Annotated in this window: 16 protein-coding genes and 1 tRNA gene; 13 read left to right on the forward strand and 4 right to left on the reverse strand. The window is 55.3% G+C overall.

Annotation, left to right across the window (positions count from 1 at the left end):
• Nucleotides 1–25 precede the first annotated feature (25 nt).
• A complete protein-coding gene (locus tag ACEN8E_RS00195; RefSeq protein ID WP_495590957.1) occupies nt 26–661 on the forward strand; it encodes an NADH:ubiquinone oxidoreductase subunit N in 636 nt (211 codons plus the stop codon).
• Between the two features lie 286 nt (nt 662–947).
• Nucleotides 948–2,453 (forward strand): YdgA family protein, encoded by a 1,506-nt coding sequence (locus ACEN8E_RS00200; RefSeq protein ID WP_495590958.1) that lies wholly within the window; start codon nt 948–950, stop codon nt 2,451–2,453.
• A 69-nt stretch (nt 2,454–2,522) separates the two neighbouring features.
• On the opposite strand, the gene ACEN8E_RS00205 is transcribed toward ACEN8E_RS00200, so the two are convergent.
• Nucleotides 2,523–4,055 carry an FAD-dependent oxidoreductase gene (locus ACEN8E_RS00205; protein ID WP_495590959.1) on the reverse strand — a complete coding sequence of 511 codons (1,533 nt, stop codon included), beginning with the start codon at nt 4,053–4,055 and terminating at the stop codon, nt 2,523–2,525.
• A 139-nt stretch (nt 4,056–4,194) separates the two neighbouring features.
• On the opposite strand from ACEN8E_RS00205, the gene ACEN8E_RS00210 reads away from it, so the two are divergent.
• From ACEN8E_RS00210 to ACEN8E_RS00225, 4 genes are all read left to right on the forward strand, one after another.
• On the forward strand, nt 4,195–4,755 hold the full coding sequence (locus ACEN8E_RS00210) for a YbhB/YbcL family Raf kinase inhibitor-like protein (RefSeq protein WP_495590960.1): 561 nt from the start codon (nt 4,195–4,197) through the stop codon (nt 4,753–4,755).
• Nucleotides 4,756–4,811: 56 nt separating this feature from the next.
• Nucleotides 4,812–5,081, forward strand: a complete 270-nt coding sequence (locus tag ACEN8E_RS00215) for a hypothetical protein (RefSeq protein WP_495590961.1) — start codon at nt 4,812–4,814, stop codon at nt 5,079–5,081.
• Between the two features lie 118 nt (nt 5,082–5,199).
• Nucleotides 5,200–5,499 carry a type II toxin-antitoxin system Phd/YefM family antitoxin gene (locus ACEN8E_RS00220; protein WP_495590962.1) on the forward strand — a complete coding sequence of 100 codons (300 nt, stop codon included), beginning with the start codon at nt 5,200–5,202 and terminating at the stop codon, nt 5,497–5,499.
• Nucleotides 5,496–5,804: a type II toxin-antitoxin system RelE/ParE family toxin gene (locus ACEN8E_RS00225; protein ID WP_495590963.1), complete on the forward strand. Its 309-nt coding sequence runs from the start codon at nt 5,496–5,498 to the stop codon at nt 5,802–5,804. Before ACEN8E_RS00220 ends, ACEN8E_RS00225 begins: the two co-directional genes overlap by 4 nt.
• Before the next feature lie 580 nt (nt 5,805–6,384).
• On the opposite strand, the gene ACEN8E_RS00230 is transcribed toward ACEN8E_RS00225, so the two are convergent.
• Complete coding sequence (locus ACEN8E_RS00230; RefSeq protein WP_495590964.1) at nt 6,385–6,567, reverse strand: hypothetical protein; 183 nt, start codon at nt 6,565–6,567, stop codon at nt 6,385–6,387.
• 306 nt (nt 6,568–6,873) lie between these two features.
• Here ACEN8E_RS00230 and ACEN8E_RS00235 point away from each other — a divergent pair, with 306 nt between their 5' ends.
• The 4 genes from ACEN8E_RS00235 to ACEN8E_RS00250 all read left to right on the forward strand — a co-directional run bounded on the left by ACEN8E_RS00235 (nt 6,874) and on the right by ACEN8E_RS00250 (nt 14,018).
• Entirely contained in the window at nt 6,874–8,709 is a 1,836-nt protein-coding gene (locus ACEN8E_RS00235; protein ID WP_495590965.1) for a hypothetical protein, read from the forward strand.
• Nucleotides 8,710–8,739: 30 nt separating this feature from the next.
• A complete protein-coding gene (locus ACEN8E_RS00240) occupies nt 8,740–9,903 on the forward strand; it encodes a patatin-like phospholipase family protein (RefSeq protein ID WP_495590966.1) in 1,164 nt (387 codons plus the stop codon).
• A gap of 57 nt (nt 9,904–9,960) precedes the next feature.
• On the forward strand, nt 9,961–13,329 hold the full coding sequence (locus tag ACEN8E_RS00245; RefSeq protein WP_495590967.1) for a tetratricopeptide repeat protein: 3,369 nt from the start codon (nt 9,961–9,963) through the stop codon (nt 13,327–13,329).
• 98 nt (nt 13,330–13,427) lie between these two features.
• Entirely contained in the window at nt 13,428–14,018 is a 591-nt protein-coding gene (locus tag ACEN8E_RS00250; protein WP_495590968.1) for a hypothetical protein, read from the forward strand.
• Nucleotides 14,019–14,598: 580 nt separating this feature from the next.
• Here ACEN8E_RS00250 and ACEN8E_RS00255 read toward each other — a convergent pair.
• Nucleotides 14,599–14,675: transfer RNA gene (locus tag ACEN8E_RS00255), tRNA-Arg, on the reverse strand.
• 348 nt (nt 14,676–15,023) lie between these two features.
• Here ACEN8E_RS00255 and gabD point away from each other — a divergent pair.
• The 3 genes from gabD (at nt 15,024) to ACEN8E_RS00270 (ending at nt 19,279) form a co-directional block, all read left to right on the forward strand.
• Nucleotides 15,024–16,466 (forward strand): NADP-dependent succinate-semialdehyde dehydrogenase, encoded by a 1,443-nt coding sequence (gene gabD, locus ACEN8E_RS00260; protein ID WP_495590969.1) that lies wholly within the window; start codon nt 15,024–15,026, stop codon nt 16,464–16,466.
• Nucleotides 16,467–16,650: 184 nt separating this feature from the next.
• Nucleotides 16,651–17,928: a 4-aminobutyrate--2-oxoglutarate transaminase gene (gene gabT / locus ACEN8E_RS00265; RefSeq protein ID WP_008019119.1), complete on the forward strand. Its 1,278-nt coding sequence runs from the start codon at nt 16,651–16,653 to the stop codon at nt 17,926–17,928.
• Between the two features lie 136 nt (nt 17,929–18,064).
• Nucleotides 18,065–19,279, forward strand: a complete 1,215-nt coding sequence (locus ACEN8E_RS00270) for an HDOD domain-containing protein (protein ID WP_495590970.1) — start codon at nt 18,065–18,067, stop codon at nt 19,277–19,279.
• 130 nt (nt 19,280–19,409) lie between these two features.
• On the opposite strand, the gene ACEN8E_RS00275 is transcribed toward ACEN8E_RS00270, so the two are convergent.
• Nucleotides 19,410–20,399 carry a sensor domain-containing diguanylate cyclase gene (locus ACEN8E_RS00275; protein ID WP_495590971.1) on the reverse strand — a complete coding sequence of 330 codons (990 nt, stop codon included), beginning with the start codon at nt 20,397–20,399 and terminating at the stop codon, nt 19,410–19,412.
• Between the last annotated feature and the right edge of the window lie 200 nt (nt 20,400–20,599).

Here is a 20,599-nt window from a genome sequence, read left to right on the forward strand (position 1 = left end):
TCGCGCAGGTCAGGGGGAACCATAAATGAAAAACCCTTACGCTCTCGGCTTCTGGTGCGCCATCGTGGCGTTGGTGCTGCTGTCGGCTACCTATTTCTACGGCATCATGCTGGCCCACCAGATCGACAAGGCTCTGGCGTTCCTCGACAGTACCGTCGCGCTGATTGCCGTGATGTCCATTGCGGTGGTGGCCTGGGCCTCGGTCCAGAATCAACGCATCAAGAAAAGACAACTCGAACAAGGCAAGACCCTGGTCCTGATCTGGGACACCAAGGTTGCGTTGCGCCGTGTCGAAACGGTGTTCGACCGTTATTTCTGGGGCAGTTACTGGCAACCGGGGCGCACGTTTCAGGAAGTCATGGGCGAATTGACCGGCACACCGCTGGAAAAAAGCCTCGATACCCTGAAAAAACAATGCGTGGCGCTGGACCGGCAAGTGGCTGACGACGGTCGGCACTGGCTCAACAATGCCCGGGAACTGGCCGATGTCGCCACGGCCATGGCCCGCGAACGCTATCAACTGGACGTCTGCGACCCGCGCGCAGAAGTGACGGGCGGGGCGGTGATCAACCGCGACTTCGAAGTGCTGGTATACACCTGGACTGCGCGGCTCAAAAGCTTTGATCATCAACTGGATGAGATCGAGGTCCAATACTCCTGAGATCTCGATATTGGCTGTACCGACGCCTTCGCGAGCAGGCTCGCTCCCACATTGGAATGCGTTCCCCTGTGGGAGCGAGCCTGCTCGCGAAGGTGATTGTTTGGGCGCAAATAATCCCCAACCCTGTGAACACCCCCCGAAGACACTCCTTCACCTTTAATCATTGGGCCGTTCGTCGCGCCTGATGCTAATCTCCATTCCACTTTCAGCGCAGTCGAGCCGCAACCCGTCATGGGTTCAGGGAAGACGACCTCACTTTCAACAACGGACATTGAACGGGTCATACATGAATAAATCAGCAGGCGTGCTACTGGGAATCGTTGTCGCAATCGCTGCCATCAGCGCAGGCGGAGCCTGGTTCACCGGCACCAGACTCGAAGGTGCGTTGAACACCTCGATTGCCGACGCCAACAAGGAGCTGCAAGCGGCCATGGTTGGTTCCAACGGTAACGCGTCGCTGGAGCTGGTGTCGCTGGAGCGTCATGTATTCAGCAGCATCGCGCACTATCGCCTCAAGGGCGAAGGTGAAATGTTCGGCGAAGCGCCGGTCGAGCTGCTGTTTGTCGATCACATCGAACACGGCCCGTTGCCGTTCTCGCGGCTGATGTCGCTGAAATTGCTGCCGGTCCTGGCGACCAGTCACTACGAACTGGAAAAGACCCCGCTCACCGAGAAGTGGTTTGCCGCCGCCAAGGACAAATCCCCGCTGACCGGCGTGGTCAACATCGGTTATGACAACGCCACCAAGGGCACCCTTGAGTTGCAGCCACTGGAGATGGCGCTGGATGACAAGTCGAGCATGAAGTTCTCCGGACTGAGCATCGACGTCGACGCCAGTGCCAAGGCGCAGAAGGTCAAGGCCAACGGCTACATGGACAGCTTGAAGTTAACCACCGTTTCCGAAGACCAGGCACCGGTGCAGGTTGAATTGAACGGCCTGACCCTCGCCAGCAACCTGACAAAAAGTACCTACGGGTTCTACATCGGCGAGAACGTCCTTGAACTGGTCAGCGGCAAATCGACTTTTGGCGTCAAGCAGTCGGTGCTGGACTTCAAGAAATTCGAGATGAGAAACCTGACTGAAGAGTCGGGCAGCAGCGCCTCCGGGCGTGCCGATTACAAGGTCGGCGAAGTGTCCTTGAACGGCAAGACCGTCGGTTCCGGTGCGCTGGCCATGAGCCTGAAGAACCTCGACATCCCGGCCACCCTGTCGTTGATGCAGGTTTACCAGACCAGGCTGCAGCCGTATGAACGGGCGGCGGCCGAAGCGACGGCAGCCGGTCTGCCGGCACCGGAGCTGAAACTGACCGAAGCCGAAGAGGCACTGCTCAAATCCAGCCTGGAAAAACTGCTGGCGGCTGGTCCGCGAGTGGCCCTGGAAAACCTGTCGTTCAACACCGCCAATGGTGAGAGCCGCGCCAACATGGTGCTCGACCTGACCAAGCCACAGGCCATCGACCTGCCGACCGATCAGTTGGTCAGGCAGTTGATCGCGCTGCTGGACTTCAAGCTGCAAGTGTCCAAACCGATGCTGATCGATGTACTGACCGTGCAATCGCAAATCGACGGCCAGACCGACGCCAAGCTGATTGCCGACCAGGCCACTGCCACCGCAGACATGTTCAGCAGCATGGCGGTCGGCAGCCAACTGGCAAAACTGGATGGCAATAACATCGTCACCAATTTGCATTACGCCAACAATCAGGTGGACTTCAATGGCCAGAAAATGACCGTCGAAGAGTTTGCCAGCTTTGTGATGAGCAAGTTCGCCGGTGCTGGCGCCACCGAATAACGGCGGCCGTTTATCCGGTAACGCCCGGCCTCTGCATCGCGCAGGCGCCGGGCGTTTTGCTGTCCGGCATCACGACGGAACGTCACGGATCAACCGCCATGCCTCTTCCCATGGCAACGGTTGTTTCATCCGCTCGGCGAGCATCGCCATGACCCGGTCCATCTCGCAGGCCACCGCCGCCGACACCATGCCATTTGTTCCGAACAGGCCGATAAAGGGCGGATCGTATGGGTCGCCCTTGAACTCGACTTCGCCCCAGGACTCGGCGTGGCCGAGGTAGTCGTAGGTTTTACCGAAATGCCAGGTCCAGAAAAACGGCACGTCGAGGTAATGCTCGTCACCACCCAGCATATTGGCCGCGGCGATCCGTGCCTGCTGTTGGGCCAGCCGCCAGTGTTCGATGCGCAGGCGCTGGTTGTTCAGGGGGAACGTGGCGATGTCGCCAGCCGCCCAGAGTCCGTCGGTCACGCGCATTCCACCGTCGACATTCAGCGAGTGATCCTGCGCTTTCGGCAGCCCGGTAAAGGCAGCAGTGGCTGGCGTGACGCCAACGCCGAGCAGCACCAGATCGGCCGGCAAGCGCTGGCCATTGTCCAGGTGCACGGCTTCGACCTTGTCCGTTCCTTCGATCCGTGCCGCATTGCCCTGGGTATGAAACACCACGCCATTGGCTTCATGACGCGCGCGAATGGCCTTGCCGACCGTGTCGCCGAACTGCTTGGAAAACGGTACTTCGTGGCGGGCCAGCACGGTCACGTTCAAGCCAAGCTGGCGCAGGGACGAGGCGGACTCCATGGCAATGAAACTGTCGCCAATGATCACCACCCGTTGCCCGGCGCTGGCACTGTCCAGAATCTGCTGCGCATGGACCTTGGAGCGTAAAACGAACACTTGCGGCAGGTCGGCGCCGGGCAGCGTCAGCGAATTGGGTACGCCGCCGGTGGCCAGCAGTGCTGCGTCATATGTCAGTGATTGGCCGTCAGTCAGCCGCAGCGTCCTGTTTGGTGCATCCAGGCTTGCCACTTCGCCTTGCAGGCGCTCGATCCGCTGCTCGTGGTAAAAGTCTTCGTCGCGCAGCGGCGGGACTTCGCTCAATGGCATCTCCCCGGCGATCACGTATTTGCTCAGCGCCGTGCGGTCATATCCGGCGTCGGCTTCGCGGTCGATCAACAGCAACCGGCCACCGAATCCTTTCTCGCGCAACGCCGCTGCCGCCGCCGTACCTGCCGCACCAGCGCCGACAATGATGAAAGTCCGCGAATCGTCGGCCGGTGGCGTGTGGGCGTCCGGCATCGGCTGGTCGCCGACCCAGATGTCGCCGTCGCGGACTTCGAGGGGATAGCGCTTGAGGCTGTCCAGGGCTGGCGGCTCACACAGCCCGCCATCCTCGATCCGAAACTGCGCCTTGTGCCACGGGCACGTCAGGCGCCCATGGCATACCGCGCCGTCCGCCAGCGGGGCTCCGGCATGAGGGCATTCGGCCTGATAAGCGCGCAGTTGTTCACCGGTCCGCAGCAGCAGAATCTTGCTGCCCTGGACCTGTACTTCCAGACCCCGGTCTTCAGGTACATTGGCGACCCGCGCAACGCGATGCAGAGTCATGATCGCTCTCCAGACAGACGTATCACTTATGAGTCTGGTACTTATCGCGAGGTTCAGCCAATTCCCCCTGCCAAGGCGTGAACGGTCCGGCTATAGTTTGCACGCCGACGACGGCCCAACACGCACAAGGTGCTCCGGTATGACCCGATTGACCTCAATCAACTCTTGGCTCGCGGCCGTAGCAGTCGCCCTTTGCGTGCAGTTCCCGGCGCAGGCTCAGGAACGCTTCACCCTGAACATTCCCGGTGTCTCCGATGACCGTCTGTTCACGTCGGCCGCCGCCAGTGATTCCGCCGGATGCGGCGGACACAACATTTCCCCGGCATTGAATTGGAACGCCGGTCCGGCAGCCACCCAAAGCTATGCCATCGTCATGCACGACCCTGACGGCCAGAAGGGCCAGGGCGTCGATCAGTGGGTGCATTACGGCATCAAGGCCGCCACTCACCAGATCCCGGCCGGCGCCGGGAGCAAACCCGGCCTCGAGGGCTTCGGCGGCATCAACAGCAAAAACACCACCGGCTACATCGGCCCTTGCCCACCGGTTGGCGACAGCGCGCACCACTACATCATCCAGATCTTCGCCCTGGACCTGGCCCCGGAAGCCTTGCCCGCCGGCCTGAGCCGTGCGCAGTTGCTGGAAAAAATCAAAGGCCACGTTCTGAGAAACAGCAGTGTGGTACGGCGTTATCACCGCTAAAGGCTGATCGCCCCCGCGGATTTGCAGAAAACTGAAGTGCGCGGCATTCCGGGGATTTGGCATCCACCCCCGAAAGCGCGCACTATCAGGGTATAGCCGATGCGTTGGAGGATGCCGTGGCAAAAAAAATCGACCGCATCGCCCAAATGCTCAACTGCCCGCAAAAGGGTGAAGAACTGCGGCGAGCGATTACCGAGAGTCGCAAGGATTTTCTGCTGAATCAGCCGGAGGAAGACATTGTTGAAGACGACGACCTTGAAGAAGAGTTTTTCGAGGACGACGAGGACGATGATGAATACGACGAGTTCGACTGGACAACAGAATGAAAAAAACCGCTTCGGCGGTTTTTTTGTGGGCCAGGACAGCAGCGGTCGGAGACTCATTGACCCTCATGCAGAGAATGGCACACTATAAGGTACTTTTTTACGTACCATTGGAGCCGCCATGGAGCAGCTACTTGCAAGTCGCTCGGTCAGCATCACCGAGCTCAAGCGCAGCCCGAGCTCTGTAATCGAGCAAGCTGGTTCCGAGCCTGTTGCCGTACTCAACCACAATCGTCCAGCCGCCTATCTTTTACCGCACGCGGCCTATCAACAGCTGCTGGATCGACTGCACGCTGCCGAACTTCGTGAAGCCATTGCCGCGAGCCGCAACGATCCGCGTCCGGCCGTTGCTGCCGACACAATGTTTGCCGAGCTTGATGCGCTGATTGATGAGGTAGAAGCAGAGCAGAGCCGCCCATGAGGCAATTGCTTTTCTCTGCATTGGCACGGGACGATCTGCTGCAAGTCGCTCGATTTATCGCCCGAGACAATCCTGAGTGGGCCCGGACGTTTGTGGGCGAGCTACGCATGCAATGCACACGGTTGATCGAACAACCGAATCTGGGTGTTTCAAGAGACGATTGCGCCAAGGGATTGCGAATGCTTCCCCATGGCCGATATCTGATTTTCTACTGTTTGATGGACGACGAGATCAAGGTCGAACGCGTGCTGCATAGTGCGAGAGACATTGGCCAGCTGTTTGAAAAAAACAGCATTGATCATTAGGCGCGAAGCTTTCAAACACCCACAAAAAAGCCCCAGACCCATCGGGCCTGAGGCTTTCTCGTTTCTATCTATGGTGCACCAGGCGGGATTCGAACCCACGACCCCTCCTTCGGAGGGCAATGCGGTACAGGAACCTTAGGTATTCGAAGATGACGTTAAATGGCTCTAGGGCCCACACAGTAAGGCTCTGAGCTAAACGCGAACTATGTGATTAGAAGCGACTACCGGCACTTAAGGGTGAATGGTGGGGGCACAGAATACGAAATTTGCTTAGTCGATTTTTGACCACTAGCCGCCCCTGGTTCAAATCTCCAGCTGAGCCAATCCAGTTAATCGGGCTAGATCATCGTATTGCTGTTCAGCCGTCGCTCTGAGATCCCAAGGTGTAAACAAAACTTCGGTACCTTACAGATGTCCCCATACGCCCCGATACTGGAAAATTCCGATTCAATCGGGTGGTTCGGTGGCTGCATTTCGTACCTGGGTGTGCAGCTTACGCTGCGCGTAGAGCTTTAGGATTAAGTAAAGAATATTTGTCCTTGCTGGTGTTTTATGCGTTTAGAGGAAAGATTCCTTTCCCTTAGAGCTGATATTTACGTGCAAAGTGGAGAAGCAGTGCGCCGGTGTTGGCGCTGATGCGATGTTGAGCCAGGTTGCTGATATTGACTGACCCATTTTCTGACTCTGAAATATCCCGCAAGACCACCATTTTTGTGTATTCGGGTGGGTCAATAAATTCCGGCAGTCTGGTTAAAAATCTCATCAGCGCCAACACCCTGCGATCATGGATCGCCTCCCTATGGATTGGCCGGCGCTAACGGCCACCAGCACCCTCAACGATCAGAACTCCGAACTGGCCAACAAAATACAGTAGGGTCTAGCGAGTTTTTCTAGGCATCGCTAGATTCGCGCATTAAGTGAGGATTTGCTGCGGATGATCGGCACCGAAATTTGGACCCTTCAGTGATTTTGTGAAAGTTAAAAGCAATGATGGCGTTCAGCTATTATTTTTTTTGTAGTTGTACCCTTCGAGGGTATGCTTGCATGACTCACATCGAGGAATATCGACGTGAGCCGTGTTTTGAAAAAACCTGCCTTCCGGCCTGCTTCTGAGCAAACCGCCGATCGTGCGTGCCAAGTGCTTTTCCAGCTTTTAAGTGAATCTAATGGTATGACTCAGCCACTCTCCATAGTTATCGGTGTCACCGGACACCGCGACCTTCTTGCGCAGGACACGGCTAGAATCGAACAACAGTTCCGCGAGCTAATTACAGGATTGGTTAAGCGATACCCTGATCTCGGGTTACGTGTGATTACTGGTCTTGCCGAAGGTGCCGATCAATTGGTAGCCAGGACAGCCCTGGCCTTGCACAGAGAAGGCTTGCCGGTACAGCCGGTGGCGGTTTACCCAATGCCGCTGGCGCAATACCGCGAGGACTTTTATGGCTCGGCACTCGCGGCTTTCGATGCGCTCCACGCAGAGCACATAGCTCTTCAATTGCCGGTACTGGAGTTGTCGGCGGTGACTGAGCGCCAGCAGGCCTATACCAATCTAGGCGACTACCTGCTCAACAAGTCCGATATTCTGGTAGTGATCTGGGACGGTAACCTATCGAGCATTCGTGGCGAACTGCCGAAGCCTGGTGGTACCGAATACATAACCTTACAGGCGATCGAACCACTGGGCTTGTTGGCGCGCACCCAGAGTACGTCTGGGCAACTGTTGAACGAAATTAACAGCTACCTGCACGACTCTGGGACCTTGCCGGTATTTCGGATCAGCGCTAATCGCCAGTCTGCCGAAGCGGTCGATGAGCACTGTGGCTACGTGCTGAACGCGAACGCTGAAGGTATCAACGTTACCAAGCAGCCACCAGCCCGAACCACCGAACATCTGAGCGAACTTAACCGCTCAAGTCGGGCCCTTATCGAAAATAGCGACAGCCAAGGCTATTGGCCATGTGACGATTATTCTAACTATAATCAAAGCTGCCGCGGCTTAAAGTCAATCGCGGAGCTATTTCGGCGGTTTGACGGGCTGGCAAATGCGTTTCAGCTCAAGACCATCCATACCCACAGGTTGGTGGCGGTGCTGACTCTAATACTGACCAGCCTTTTTTTGTTCTACGCCAAAATCCTTCAATCACCGCTGATACTAGCTGGCTATGTCTGTCTGTTCGTACTCTCGTTGCTTTGGTACCTCCGAATCAAGCCTAACCAAACTAAGTTCCGCTATGCCTTCTATCGCGCTGTTTCCGAGTCCTTACGCATAGAGTTTTTCTGGCAAGCACTTGGCCTGGTTGATCCGGAGGGCCACGCTTCACTCGCTCAACGCCTGCCGGGCCAAGGCTCGGATAAACGTAACACCATCGTTTCTTTGATCAGACAATCCTCTCTGGGTGGCAATGACGGTGGAGCCAGTGCCGTCGATCGCGGCAAAATTCTCCACGACTGGATCGCGACGCAGCGTGCGTACTACCACAAAGCTAGTCACCGCCTGCACCAGAGCCACAAGAAAATAGAGCGCATTGTCAAAGCGACCATTTGTATTCCGGTGGTCCTTTGCGTGCTGTTGCTTTGCTTTTACTCCTTCTTTAAACACACCGCACTGCCTGGTCTGGAGTTGGTATGGAAAGATCTCATTGTTTTTTGCATAGGCTGGATCCCGGTTGTCGGGGCGGTGCTCGAACTGCACGCCAGCAACACCTCTATCAAAGAGCTGCACGCCCAGTACGAGACAACCAAGCATTACCTTGAACGAGTGGAGGCACTGTTGATGACCCCGCTGGCTGAAGGTATTAGCTCGGCGGTTTTTGAGGCAGTAGGAGTTGAGTTATCCCGTGAGCATATGCAATGGCTTGCCACCACTGAACGTAAGACGATCGTCCCCGCACATGGTGGGTGATCAGCAAGCAAAAACTACAAGGAATACATAGTGAATCCCGTCATCCAAGGTATTGTGCAAAGCCAAGGCAAAAAGCGCCTCCTGACGATCGACGGCGGTGGCATCCGCGGCGTTATCGCGGTCGAAATTCTCGCCGAGATTGAGCGTTTGCTCCGCCTGGGGACTGGTAATCCGCAACTGCGCTTATCCGACTGGTTCCACTTTATGTCAGGCTGTAGCACTGGTGCGATTCTAGCTACTGGGTTGTCATTAGGCATGGAAGTGGCAGAGTTGCGCGAACTGTATAGCGTGTCCGGCCAACGGATGTTTCAGCGGGCAGGCTGGTGGCAACGGATAGGTTTTCATCGTTACGTTCATTATGAACTAGAGCGTCTGATGAAGGAGCGCTTCGGTGAGCACACTACTCTGGGCTCTGATCGACTGAAATCCCTGCTGATGGTGGTGCTTAAGAACGCCACAACGGACTCGCCCTGGCTACTCACCAACAATCCCTACGCACAATTCAACCAGCCCGGGCCTGGAAATAATCTGGACCTCCCTTTGTGGCGTATTGTGCGAGCCAGTACGGCTGCACCGACCTTTTTCGCCCCAGAAACTATCCACTTTCCTGGGCTGAAAAAACCGTTCGTCTTTGTTGATGGTGGCCTTACGCCATACAATAATCCGGCATTTATTACTTACCTCAACGCCACACTGCCTGCTTACCGCATAGGTTGGAAGACTGGCGTAGACGACATGCTGGTGGTGTCGGTGGGTACTGGCTTGCACCCGGCGTCCGCACCAGATTTGACGCCTCGCCGGATGAACCTTCTTTACACTGCGACTTCGACACCAATGGCCTTGATGTTCGCTTCGGCTAACCAGCAAGACATGCTCTGTAGGGCTCTTGGCAAATGTGTTGCCGGTGATCCACTAGACAGTGAGTTGGGCGATATGATTGGCGATGTTCGCGGTGCAACGCCTTCGCCCTGCTTTACATATGCACGGTACAACGTCGACTTGACAGGGCAAGGTCTCACCTCGATCGGTTGCGAAAAGATGATTGGCCGCAACCTACACAGCCTGGACGCCATCGACTTGATTCATGACATGCAAGCTGTAGGCCGTGCTGTGGCCAAAAGCCGAGTCCGTCTAGAACATTTCGGTAATTTTATCGAGCAGTCGACAGGGCTCGAGCAACGACAGGCTTGCTGATAAAAGGCACCTCTCAGGTCGCACAATCCTTTATCGCATACAGACAGGGACGTTTCGGTGCCAAACACTGACATAGATACAAAACGCGAGATTCGAGTTTTTCTATCATCTACTTTCAAGGATATGCAGGTTGAACGAGATTACCTGCTAAAACATGTGTTTCCCGAAGTCCGGGAGCGCTGTGCCGAGCGTGGTGTTGGTTTCACTGAAATAGATTTGCGCTGGGGGGTCACCGAGGAGGAAGCCAAAAACGGCACCACAATCGCGATTTGCCTTAGCGAAATTGATCGTTGCCGTGGGTTTCCTCCATTTTTTATCGGCTTTGTGGGTGAGCGATATGGCTGGGTTCCGAACCGTAACGACCTAGCCAGCTATCTAGCACTTAAGGACCTGCATGAGTACGGCGCGGAGATCGAGAAAGCTCTGGAAGCGGGCATCAGCGTCACTGAGCTTGAGTTTCAGTATGCGCTTCAGGGACAGCACCTCCACCATGTCGAAGCTCTATTCTATCTGCGCCATCCTGACTTATCGCAGAAATTGTTCCAAAAATTTGGGGCTAAGCGAAGCAGCGACTTTTACGATGCTGGCGATGGAAAGTTGGGGGCTCTTAAGCGACGCCTGCGTCAAAGCGGCCTCATCAAGGTTGACAACTACGCAACTGTTGAGCTCTTTGGTGGGTCGATCAAAGAGGAACTTTTAGCAGAGCTAGATCTCCGCTATCCAGCAAGCGAAAGCGACGATATTCGCATCCGACTTCGCCGGCCCCACATAAATTTTTCCCGCACGCGATTGACCTGCTATGTGCCGTTAGCCAATGCACGACGAGACGTTCTTGACTATTGCCGTCAGCGACTGAGCCTAGGAGAGAGCAATCGTTTCCTTATTCAGGGCGAGTCCGGCTTGGGCAAGAGCGCATTAATGGCCGACCTGGCAGGCTACCTGCCTACGCAGATTGAAGGTGCGGAAGTTATTGACTATTACATAGGAGCCGATGGTCATAGCAGCATTGAGCAGTGGCGAGATGAATTAATCACTCTGCTCACCCCCCCAAATGCTGACGTGGTGCAAAAATCCGAGAGACTTTGGGACATGAATCCCTGGCGGGTATTGGAATCAACGCTTCAGAGTGTATCAAGCAATCGCAAGGGTAAACCTCTCATTTTGCTATTAGATGCGCTCAATCAGGCGATGGATGTTTCTGTATCGCTGCATCAGTTACAACGAATATCGATACCGCCTGAAGTCATACTAATTCTATCTGGAACGCTAGATGTAAAGGTCAATGAATCCTGTGTTCAGTGCTACCAGCTTAGTAAGCCTGATACGACTCAACTTCGGGACATGATCGGAGCTTATACTCGTAACTACCGAAAAGGTCTGGCGGATTCCCTAGTTGGACGAATAACAGCATCGTCGGCCGTTTCGTTACCTCTTTTTCTTAGAGTTGTTTTGGAGCAACTGCGGGTCCGAGCTGTCCATGAAAGTTTACCCCAAGACCTTGAAACGCTTTTGGAATACACCAACGTAGGCGACCTGTTCCAACACCTTCTAGAGACATGGGATCGGGATCTCAGCGATCGCCGGCATCCAAAACTGGTCAGCGGCCTCGCAGGTTTGCTGGCAGTGTCTAGGGTTGGTTTGTCGGAAGATCAGCTTGGGGAGCTCATGGCTTCTCAAGCTGATCCAATTGATAGTCAATCAGGAAGACCCCGTCTTCCTCGGCAACTGCTCAGCCAACTTCTTTCTGTGCTCCGTCCCTACTTATTGCGTAGGGCGGGACGTGAGCAGTTAATGCATAGTGCGCTGCAATCCGCAGTTCTCAACTATTGCGATGAGCGGACACTACGAAATCGGCTGATAGATGGCGCTGTCAGCAATAGTGATTTGGATGTAACTGAGCGCGTCCACCAGCACACCTTATTATCTAATCTCCAGTTTAAGTCGGGATCAAAGCAGCATCTGGTAAAAGAGTTTTCGTTTCCTGAAACTTTAATAAAATGTTACAAGGTCGATCCGGGCACTCTCATGGTTGCGTTGAGATCTCTAGGGGCCGGCAGTTCAGAGATCAATCACCATACAAGCGCTTTGATTGTTAGTTGGCAGAAAGAGTTTGGCGTGCCTCCTTCCTTATGTGTATTGAATAAGGAAGTTGCGACGAGGCTTCTTGATAATTCATTTTTGAATATTGGAGTGGTTTGGGCTGAGCAAAGCTTTGAAGTATCAAAAAAATATCTGCCGATAAATGATTATAGTATCGCACTCAGTCTTGTGAATTTAGCAGAAGGATATCGCTCTTTAGGAAGGCTAGAGGAGGCTGAAAAAAAAGCGCAACAAGCAATTGGCATTTTATCTACTCCCTTGTCTGAGGATAGCGTAAATATTGCTATCGCTCACTGCTGTTTGGCAAATATATTTTTTGACCAAAATCGGCTTGAAGAGGCGGAGACGTTATTTAAAGACGCTTTGGAAGTTTACTGCAAATTAAGAGGGGGGCGGCCGTACATCGTAAAAACCTCTCTTGCCTTTATAGGTGTTTATATTAGGCAGAAAAAATTTGAACTTGCTGAATCTCTGTTAGAGAATATAAGGTCGCACTTCCCAGAGTTGTTAGTAGATGGACGGCCAGAATTAGCTCGTTTTCTTTCGAGCTTGGCAGAAGTATATAGTTATACTGAGCGCTTTAATGAGGCTGAAGCTCTGATATTGAATGCTCTAGCGATTCACCGTAATACTTTGTCTGCAGAACATCCTGACAATGCTAGGTGCTTAGACCTTCTTTCAAAACTATATAGAAAACAAAACAGACTAGACGAGGCTGATGCTTTGAGTTATGAGGCTCTTAGAATCTATCACAGGTCGCTGCCTGAGAGCCACTTCAAAGTTCAAGAGGCATTTAAGACTTTGAAGTTTGTAGACAGACTTCGCAAGATATCAACTTCGTTTGAAAGTTCAACAGGTCTTTTTTATTCCACTGACAAACATTCGGAACTCCTGAATGCCTTATCTGTTCGCCGTAAAACCTTGGACGCGCCACATGCAGATATTGCAGAAGCCATCCTAAATTTGGCAGGCGCTTACAATGAAGACAAACGCTACGAGGAAGCGCAAGGCCTTTTTCTTGAGGCTTTAGATATGTACCGTAAAGTACTACCCAATGGGCATCCTGAGCTCGCATTAATTCTCTGGCGTATTGGGGATTTTTACTGTGGCCATGACTTAGAGGTGAAGGCTGAACCTCTATACCTTGAGGCCATTGGGATTTCTAAGAAAACCTTGCCAGGTGGACATCCTCTCATATTGGCGCGCGTTACGCAGCTTGCAATTCTGTACTTAGCGCGAATAAAGGTTTTTTTTAAAGATCCACTCGCATCTCTAACCGCTGCGCGGCAGCTGAGCAAGTTGGTTTTCACATGTTTTGTAAAATAATAATAGAGTGCTGGAGAGTGGCGATTAATCCTATTTTAAACTATATGGAATCATGAGCCTTCATTGGCATCGTATTTTAAGGAAATTGGTAGCGGATTATGAAATTGATCTTTAGATTGGTGAAAATATTAACAGCTATTATCTTTGTAATAAACACGGTTGGCGCTCTCATTACGCTTATTTGGCTCTCATGGATTGGTGAGTGGGGCGTGATAGGACTTGGCCTTTTATGCATGGTTGCTAAGGGGCTTGTCATTGACAAATTATTCATGCCAGTTAAGTTATTGCCAGCTTATAAGTCGTCACTTCAATCAAGAGGTAGGGTTAAACACTATTCCTTTGTGGTTTTGTATATGGTTATCATTGCCGCGTATTGCTGCTTTGCTCTTCTTCTGTTTTCAAAAAAATATATGCCGGGAATTATTGTTCCTATGCTCCTGTGGTCATACTTTACAGCATGCCCCTCCGTGGTCGGAATTGAGAAGGCTGTGGAAACAAACGGCTCTTATATTATACTTCCATCCTTGGGTACTCAGACCTCATATTTGATTGTCATCTTAATGGTCCTCTATAGTCATATAAGCATTTTTTCTGCATTCTGCATAATTTCGCTGGGCACATTACTCGGGGTTATTCTTCTTTTAACTTCCTCTGTAAATCGGCCAATTGAGGACTACCTAACAGATTGAAGCTTTAATTGGTTCCTCCGTGAAGTGATCGACGAGATCTGGCTTAAGGTTTACTCCGAACCAGTCTCGCAGTGCAATCGAGTAGTTTGGACGAGTTTCTGGCCGATTTCGTCCACGGCCGATTTTGAAAGTAGCGAGTCGATGTTGGCGCTGACGCCGAATTGACCCAGCTGCCGAGATCTCACTCACCCATTAACTGATTCCTTGCGAACCATTGCCTGTACTGGGTTTGTGTAGATCTGGTGGTGGGGCAGTCTTGCCTAGCCGATGTGGACGCCGGACGTTTAATCGATCACTAAACAGTTCAGACCTGTGACAGACGGCCTTAGCAACGAAACACCGCTGTCGGTGCCTCTCTGAGGGTAGTTGGTGCGGCGAACAAGGCCGCTCGTCTACTACCAGTTGAGGTGGTTGCCCTCAAATCGGTACAGAGTTGCAGCCTACAGTCCGGCTTATGGCTAGTTCTCAAAAGTCTGACTCGCCGAATGGGAGTGCCAGACCTCAAGGCACGGTTTAGGCACAGAATTGGCACAGCCCAAAACAAAAGGGCCTAGGTTTTCACCTAAGCCCTTGATTTGTGTGGTGCACCAGGCGGGATTCGAACCCACGACCCCTGCCTTCGGAGGGCAGTACTCTATCCAGCTGAGCTACTGGTGCAGCGGGCGCCATGATACTCATATGCATTGAAGGCGTCCATGCTGCTGAATCGCCTACGTTTATTACAAGCGTAACGCGCGCCTGCTACGTTGATCAGAAAAACCAGGCAAAAGCGTCGTTTTCGTTCTTTTTTTCGAACAGGCTATTGTCCTTTACCCCCTTTGATCCTAGGATTCGTTTGAGATTTCAAACGCTCTTGTCTGGGTGCTGAACCGCGCGAGTCCAATCCGTGCGCTATTTATGTGCTTCAGCCCGGTGAATGATTTCCCTGACGGCAGCCTATCGAGGCGCCTTTCTACAATCATAATTTGCTCCGCATTCATTGCGGTGCTGTTAAGGAAAGCCGACATGCAGCTTAAAGACACCCAGTTGTTCCGCCAGCAAGCCTTCATCGATGGCGCGTGGGTTGATGCGGACAATGGTCAGACGATCAAGGTCAACAACCCGGCAACGGGCGAAATTCTGGGCACCGTGCCGAAAATGGGCGCTGCCGAAACCCGCCGTGCGATCGAAGCTGCCGACAAGGCGCTGCCGGCCTGGCGTGCACTGACCGCCAAAGAACGTGCGGGCAAACTGCGTCGCTGGTTCGAACTGATGATCGAGAACCAGGACGACCTGGCTCGTCTGATGACCATGGAACAAGGCAAGCCATTGGCTGAAGCCAAGGGCGAAATCGTTTACGCCGCTTCCTTCATCGAATGGTTCGCCGAAGAAGCCAAGCGTATCTACGGTGACGTGATTCCGGGCCACCAGCCAGACAAGCGCCTGATCGTGATCAAGCAGCCAATCGGCGTGACCGCTGCAATCACCCCGTGGAACTTCCCGGCTGCAATGATCACCCGTAAAGCCGGCCCGGCCCTGGCCGCCGGTTGCACCATGGTGCTCAAGCCTGCTTCGCAAACCCCGTACTCCGCCTTCGCCCTGGCCGAACTGGCCCAGCGTGCCGGCATCCCGGCTGGCGTGTTCAGCGTTGTTTCCGGCAGCGCCGGCGACATCGGTACCGAGCTGACCAGCAACCCGATCGTGCGCAAGCTGTCCTTCACCGGTTCGACCGAAATCGGTCGTCAACTGATGGCCGAATGCGCCAAGGACATCAAGAAAGTGTCCCTGGAACTGGGCGGCAACGCACCGTTCATCGTGTTCGACGACGCGGACCTGGATAAGGCCGTCGAAGGCGCGATCATTTCCAAATACCGCAACAACGGCCAGACCTGCGTCTGCGCCAACCGCCTGTACATCCAGGAAGGTGTCTACGATGCATTCGCCGAGAAGCTGAAAGTGGCTGTCGCCAAGCTGAAGATCGGCAACGGTCTGGAAGCAGGCACCACCACTGGCCCGCTGATCGACGAAAAGGCCGTGGCCAAGGTGCAGGAACACATCGCCGACGCCCTGAGCAAAGGCGCGACCGTACTGGCCGGTGGCAAGCCGATGGAAGGCAACTTCTTCGAGCCGACCATCCTGACCAACGTGCCGAACAACGCGGCCGTGGCCAAGGAAGAAACCTTCGGCCCACTGGCTCCACTGTTCCGCTTCAAAGACGAAGCCGACGTGATCGCGATGTCCAACGACACCGAGTTCGGTCTGGCTTCGTACTTCTATGCCCGCGACCTGGGTCGTGTGTTCCGTGTGGCTGAAGCCCTGGAATACGGCATGGTCGGCGTCAACACCGGTCTGATCTCCAACGAAGTCGCGCCGTTCGGCGGCATCAAGGCCTCGGGCCTGGGCCGTGAAGGCTCCAAGTACGGCATCGAAGATTACCTGGAAATCAAATACCTCTGCCTGGGCATCTAAGCCCGGAAAAAGGCATCGCTTCAAACGCAAAGGGCACGAGAGCGCTGTCCCTTTGCGTGCTTCAAACGAATTTTTCTCGGTGGCCGGGAACACTGTGGCAGTCGATCATCGCATGCTGCCGCTGTAGTTCCCCGCCGCTTAATCCTTGAACCACGCCGCCCGATGAGCGGTGAATGAGGAATGTATGAGCAAGACTAACGCTGATTTGATGGCCCGCCGTACCGCTGCAGTTCCACGTGGTGTTGGCCAGATTCACCCGATCTTCGCTGATTCCGCGAAGAACGCGACCGTGACCGACGTTGAAGGTCGTGAGTTCATCGACTTCGCCGGCGGTATCGCCGTGCTGAACACCGGCCACGTGCACCCGAAAGTCATCGCTGCCGTGACCGAGCAGCTGAACAAGCTGACCCACACCTGCTTCCAGGTACTGGCCTACGAGCCGTACGTAGAAGTGTGCGAAAAAATCAACGCCAAGGTGCCAGGTGATTTCGCCAAGAAAACCCTGCTGGTGACCACCGGTTCCGAAGCCGTTGAAAACTCCATCAAGATCGCTCGTGCCGCCACTGGCCGTGCCGGCGTGATCGCCTTCACCGGCGCTTACCACGGTCGCACCATGATGACCCTGGGCCTGACCGGTAAAGTCGTGCCTTACTCGGCCGGCATGGGCCTGATGCCAGGCGGCATCTTCCGCGCGCTGTACCCGAACGAACTGCACGGCGTGAGCATCGACGATTCGATTGCCAGCATCGAACGCATCTTCAAGAACGACGCCGAGCCGAAAGACATCGCCGCGATCATCATCGAGCCGGTTCAGGGCGAAGGTGGTTTCTACGTCGCTCCGAAAGAGTTCATGAAGCGTCTGCGTGCCCTGTGCGACCAGCACGGCATCCTGCTGATCGCTGACGAAGTACAGACTGGCGCTGGCCGTACCGGTACTTTCTTCGCCATGGAACAGATGGGCGTTGCTGCCGACCTGACCACTTTCGCCAAATCCATCGCTGGCGGCTTCCCGCTGGCCGGTGTGTGCGGCAAGGCCGAATACATGGACGCCATCGCACCAGGCGGCCTGGGCGGCACCTACGCCGGTAGCCCGATCGCTTGCGCCGCGGCCCTGGCCGTGATGGAAGTGTTCGAAGAAGAGCACCTGCTGGATCGCTGCAAGGCAGTCGGCGAGCGTCTGGTAACCGGCCTGAAGGCCATCCAGGCCAAGTACCCGGTGATCGGTGAAGTTCGTGCCCTGGGCGCGATGATCGCTGTCGAGCTGTTCGAAGGCGGCGACAGCCACAAGCCGAACCCGACTGCGGTAGCAGCCGTTGTGGCCAAGGCTCGCGACAAGGGTCTGATCCTGCTGTCCTGCGGCACCTACGGCAACGTTCTGCGCGTCCTGGTACCGCTGACCTCGCCGGACGAGCAACTGGACAAAGGCCTGGCGATCATCGAAGAGTGCTTCTCCGAGCTCTGATCACCCAGTGTGACCTGATCCACAAAAAACCCGCTTCGGCGGGTTTTTTCATGCCCCTTGAAGCACATCCCGCGCATTAGCGCTGTATCGAATGGCCGGCATTGGCTAAGGTTCCTGCATTGCTAGGGAGAGCTGTATGACAACCGTCATTTTACCCGCGGTTCCGAGAGTGCTGATCGCCGAGGCCGACCCCTGGTCCCGGGATCTGCTCAAGGAAGTGTTGTTGAACGTACGCTGCGATGCGCGGCTGGATTTGTGCGCCGATGGTCAGCAAGCGCTGGAGTTGTTGGCGGCCAACCCCTATGACCTGGTGATCGCCGACTGGGAGTTGCCCGGCGTCGATGGCCTGAATGTCCTGCGCAGCATCCGTCAGCGCAAACGCAATCCGCCGATGCCATTCATTCTGATGAGCAGTCGCAGCGACAGTGCCAGCGTGCGCGAGGCCTTGCCTCTGGCGCCGGCCGCGTACCTGACCAAGCCCTTGAACATGGAAAGCCTGACCCATCGGTTGCAGGGGTTACTGCTGCACGCTGGCGAAGAAGTCTTGTGCGAGGTGCCATCGCTGGCGCCGGGCATGACGTTGCCGGTGTATCTGGAGCGTCGACGCGAATTGGCCGAAGGCGCGCCGCTGATGACTGACGTGCAAGTGGCGGTCAAGCGCAGCCTCAATCCCAATGGCCTCGATCTGACGGTGCTGGAAGACGAAATTCGCACCGATCCGCAGGTTACGGCCGTGTTGATCGCCGCTGCCAACAGCGCGGCCCAGCACCGCGGTGTTGGGGTGCAAACCCTGTCTCAGGCGTTGCATCGCCTGGGCACCGGGCAGAGCATGAACCTGATTCTCGGGTTGGCGCTCAAGCGCAGTGCCCGGCTCAGCGATCCGCAGTTGGCTGACTATGCCGAGCGCTACTGGAATCTGTCCCTGCACACCGCCGAATACGCCCGCACGCTGGCGCGCTTGCTCGATCTGGATCAGGAGCGCTGCTATTGCGCCGGCATGTTGCATCGCCTCGGCGATCTGGCATTGCTGCGTTGTTTGCAGGAGTGGAAACAGGCCGGTGGCGAACTGGACGAGTGGGAGGAGGTGGGTGAAGCGCTGGCTGAATATGGTGCGGCCTATGGTTCGGCGCTGCGCACGCGCTGGCGCCTGCCACTGGAGTTGCGGGAGCTGATTGCAGCGGCCTACCAGCTCGGTGGCGGGGTTTATTCCCGCGAAGCGCTGGTGATGAACATGGCGGCGCAGATGGCGCGCCTGAGCGAGCATGAGGGCATCGAGGCGCTGGCGAAGAGCCGGACGGCGAGGTTGCTCAAGATCGGCTTGCCGGAGCTGATGCGTTTGCGCAAGAAATGAGGCTCATGCACACCCCTTGTAGGAGCGAGCTTGCTCGCGATGAAGGTCAACGATAACGCGGGAAATCTGAATAACAGTGTTGCTCTCAGGTTTTTCGCGAGCAAGCCCGCTCCTACAGGGAGGGGATTCGTCAGGCAGTGACAATCCGGTTCTTGCCCTCGCGCTTGGCCTGATACATCGCGGCATCCGCCCTGGAAAACAGGGTTTCCACGTTTTCGTCCGCGGCGGTCAGGCTGGTCAGGCCCTGGCTGACGGTGATGCCGAACGTGCGGCCCTCATGGTTGAAACTCAATTGCTGAATCTGCCGTTGCAGGCGTTCAGCCACTTGCAGGGCCATCTGTGGCGTGCACCCGGGAAACACCGCGGCGAACTCCTCACCGCCAATGCGTCCGAACAGGTCACGACGGCGCAACGCTGCTCGGCCGCTTTCGGCAATGCATTGCAACACGTTGTCGCCTTCCTGGTGACCGTAGGTGTCGTTGATTGCTTTGAAGTTATCAATGTCCAGCATCAGAAACGACAGCGGCTCGCCCTGTTGCCGGGCATGTGCGAACGCGCGGTGGGCGCATTCGAAGAAATGACGGCGGTTGCTGCTCTGGGTCAGTGCATCGATGGTGGCCAGGCGATGCAGCTCGGTTTCCATTTGCTTCTTGTTGGTGATGTCTTCGGCGATGCCGACGATGATCACCGGTTGTCCCGGCTCGGCGAGCCGGTTGATGAAGCATTTGTCGCTTAGCCAGCGCACCTGGCCGTCGGCGGCGATGATTCGGTACTCGCGGTCTTCGACGGCGCCTTTGTCCAGCACTTCGGCCAGGCTGCGTTCGGCATGATCCAGGTCGTCAGGGTGAATGCTGTCGCGCCATTGATTGCTGTCGGCCAGCAGTAGATCGGCCGAGCGGCCAAAGATTCGTTCATAGGCGGGGCTGACGTAAAGCACCTTGCGGGTTTCCCAATCGAGTGCCCACAGCACCGCGTTGATGCTTGCCAGCAAGGTGCTGAACAACTGTTCGCGTTCGCTCAGGCGTGCGACTTCGCCTTGGGTCTGCATCAGCGCTATCAGGGGCTGAGCGGCCTCGGGCCAATGGGACGGAGATGAGTCTTGCAGGTTTTTTGGGGCCATCGACACAAATCTCAAAGGGCATGCCGCGTGTTCGATAGCGGCCAACACCAAGCCCGCCATGGATGGCGAAGTGTCTTTGAGATAGGGCTTTTCAGATGAAGTTCCCGCCTGATGTGGCGAGGAAGCTTGCTCCCGCCGGGCGGTACTGACGGCGCGACATTGCGATCACGCCGCATACCAATGTGGAAGCGGCACCGCCG

The sequence above is a fragment of the Pseudomonas sp. Pseusp9 genome (assembly GCF_059491265.1).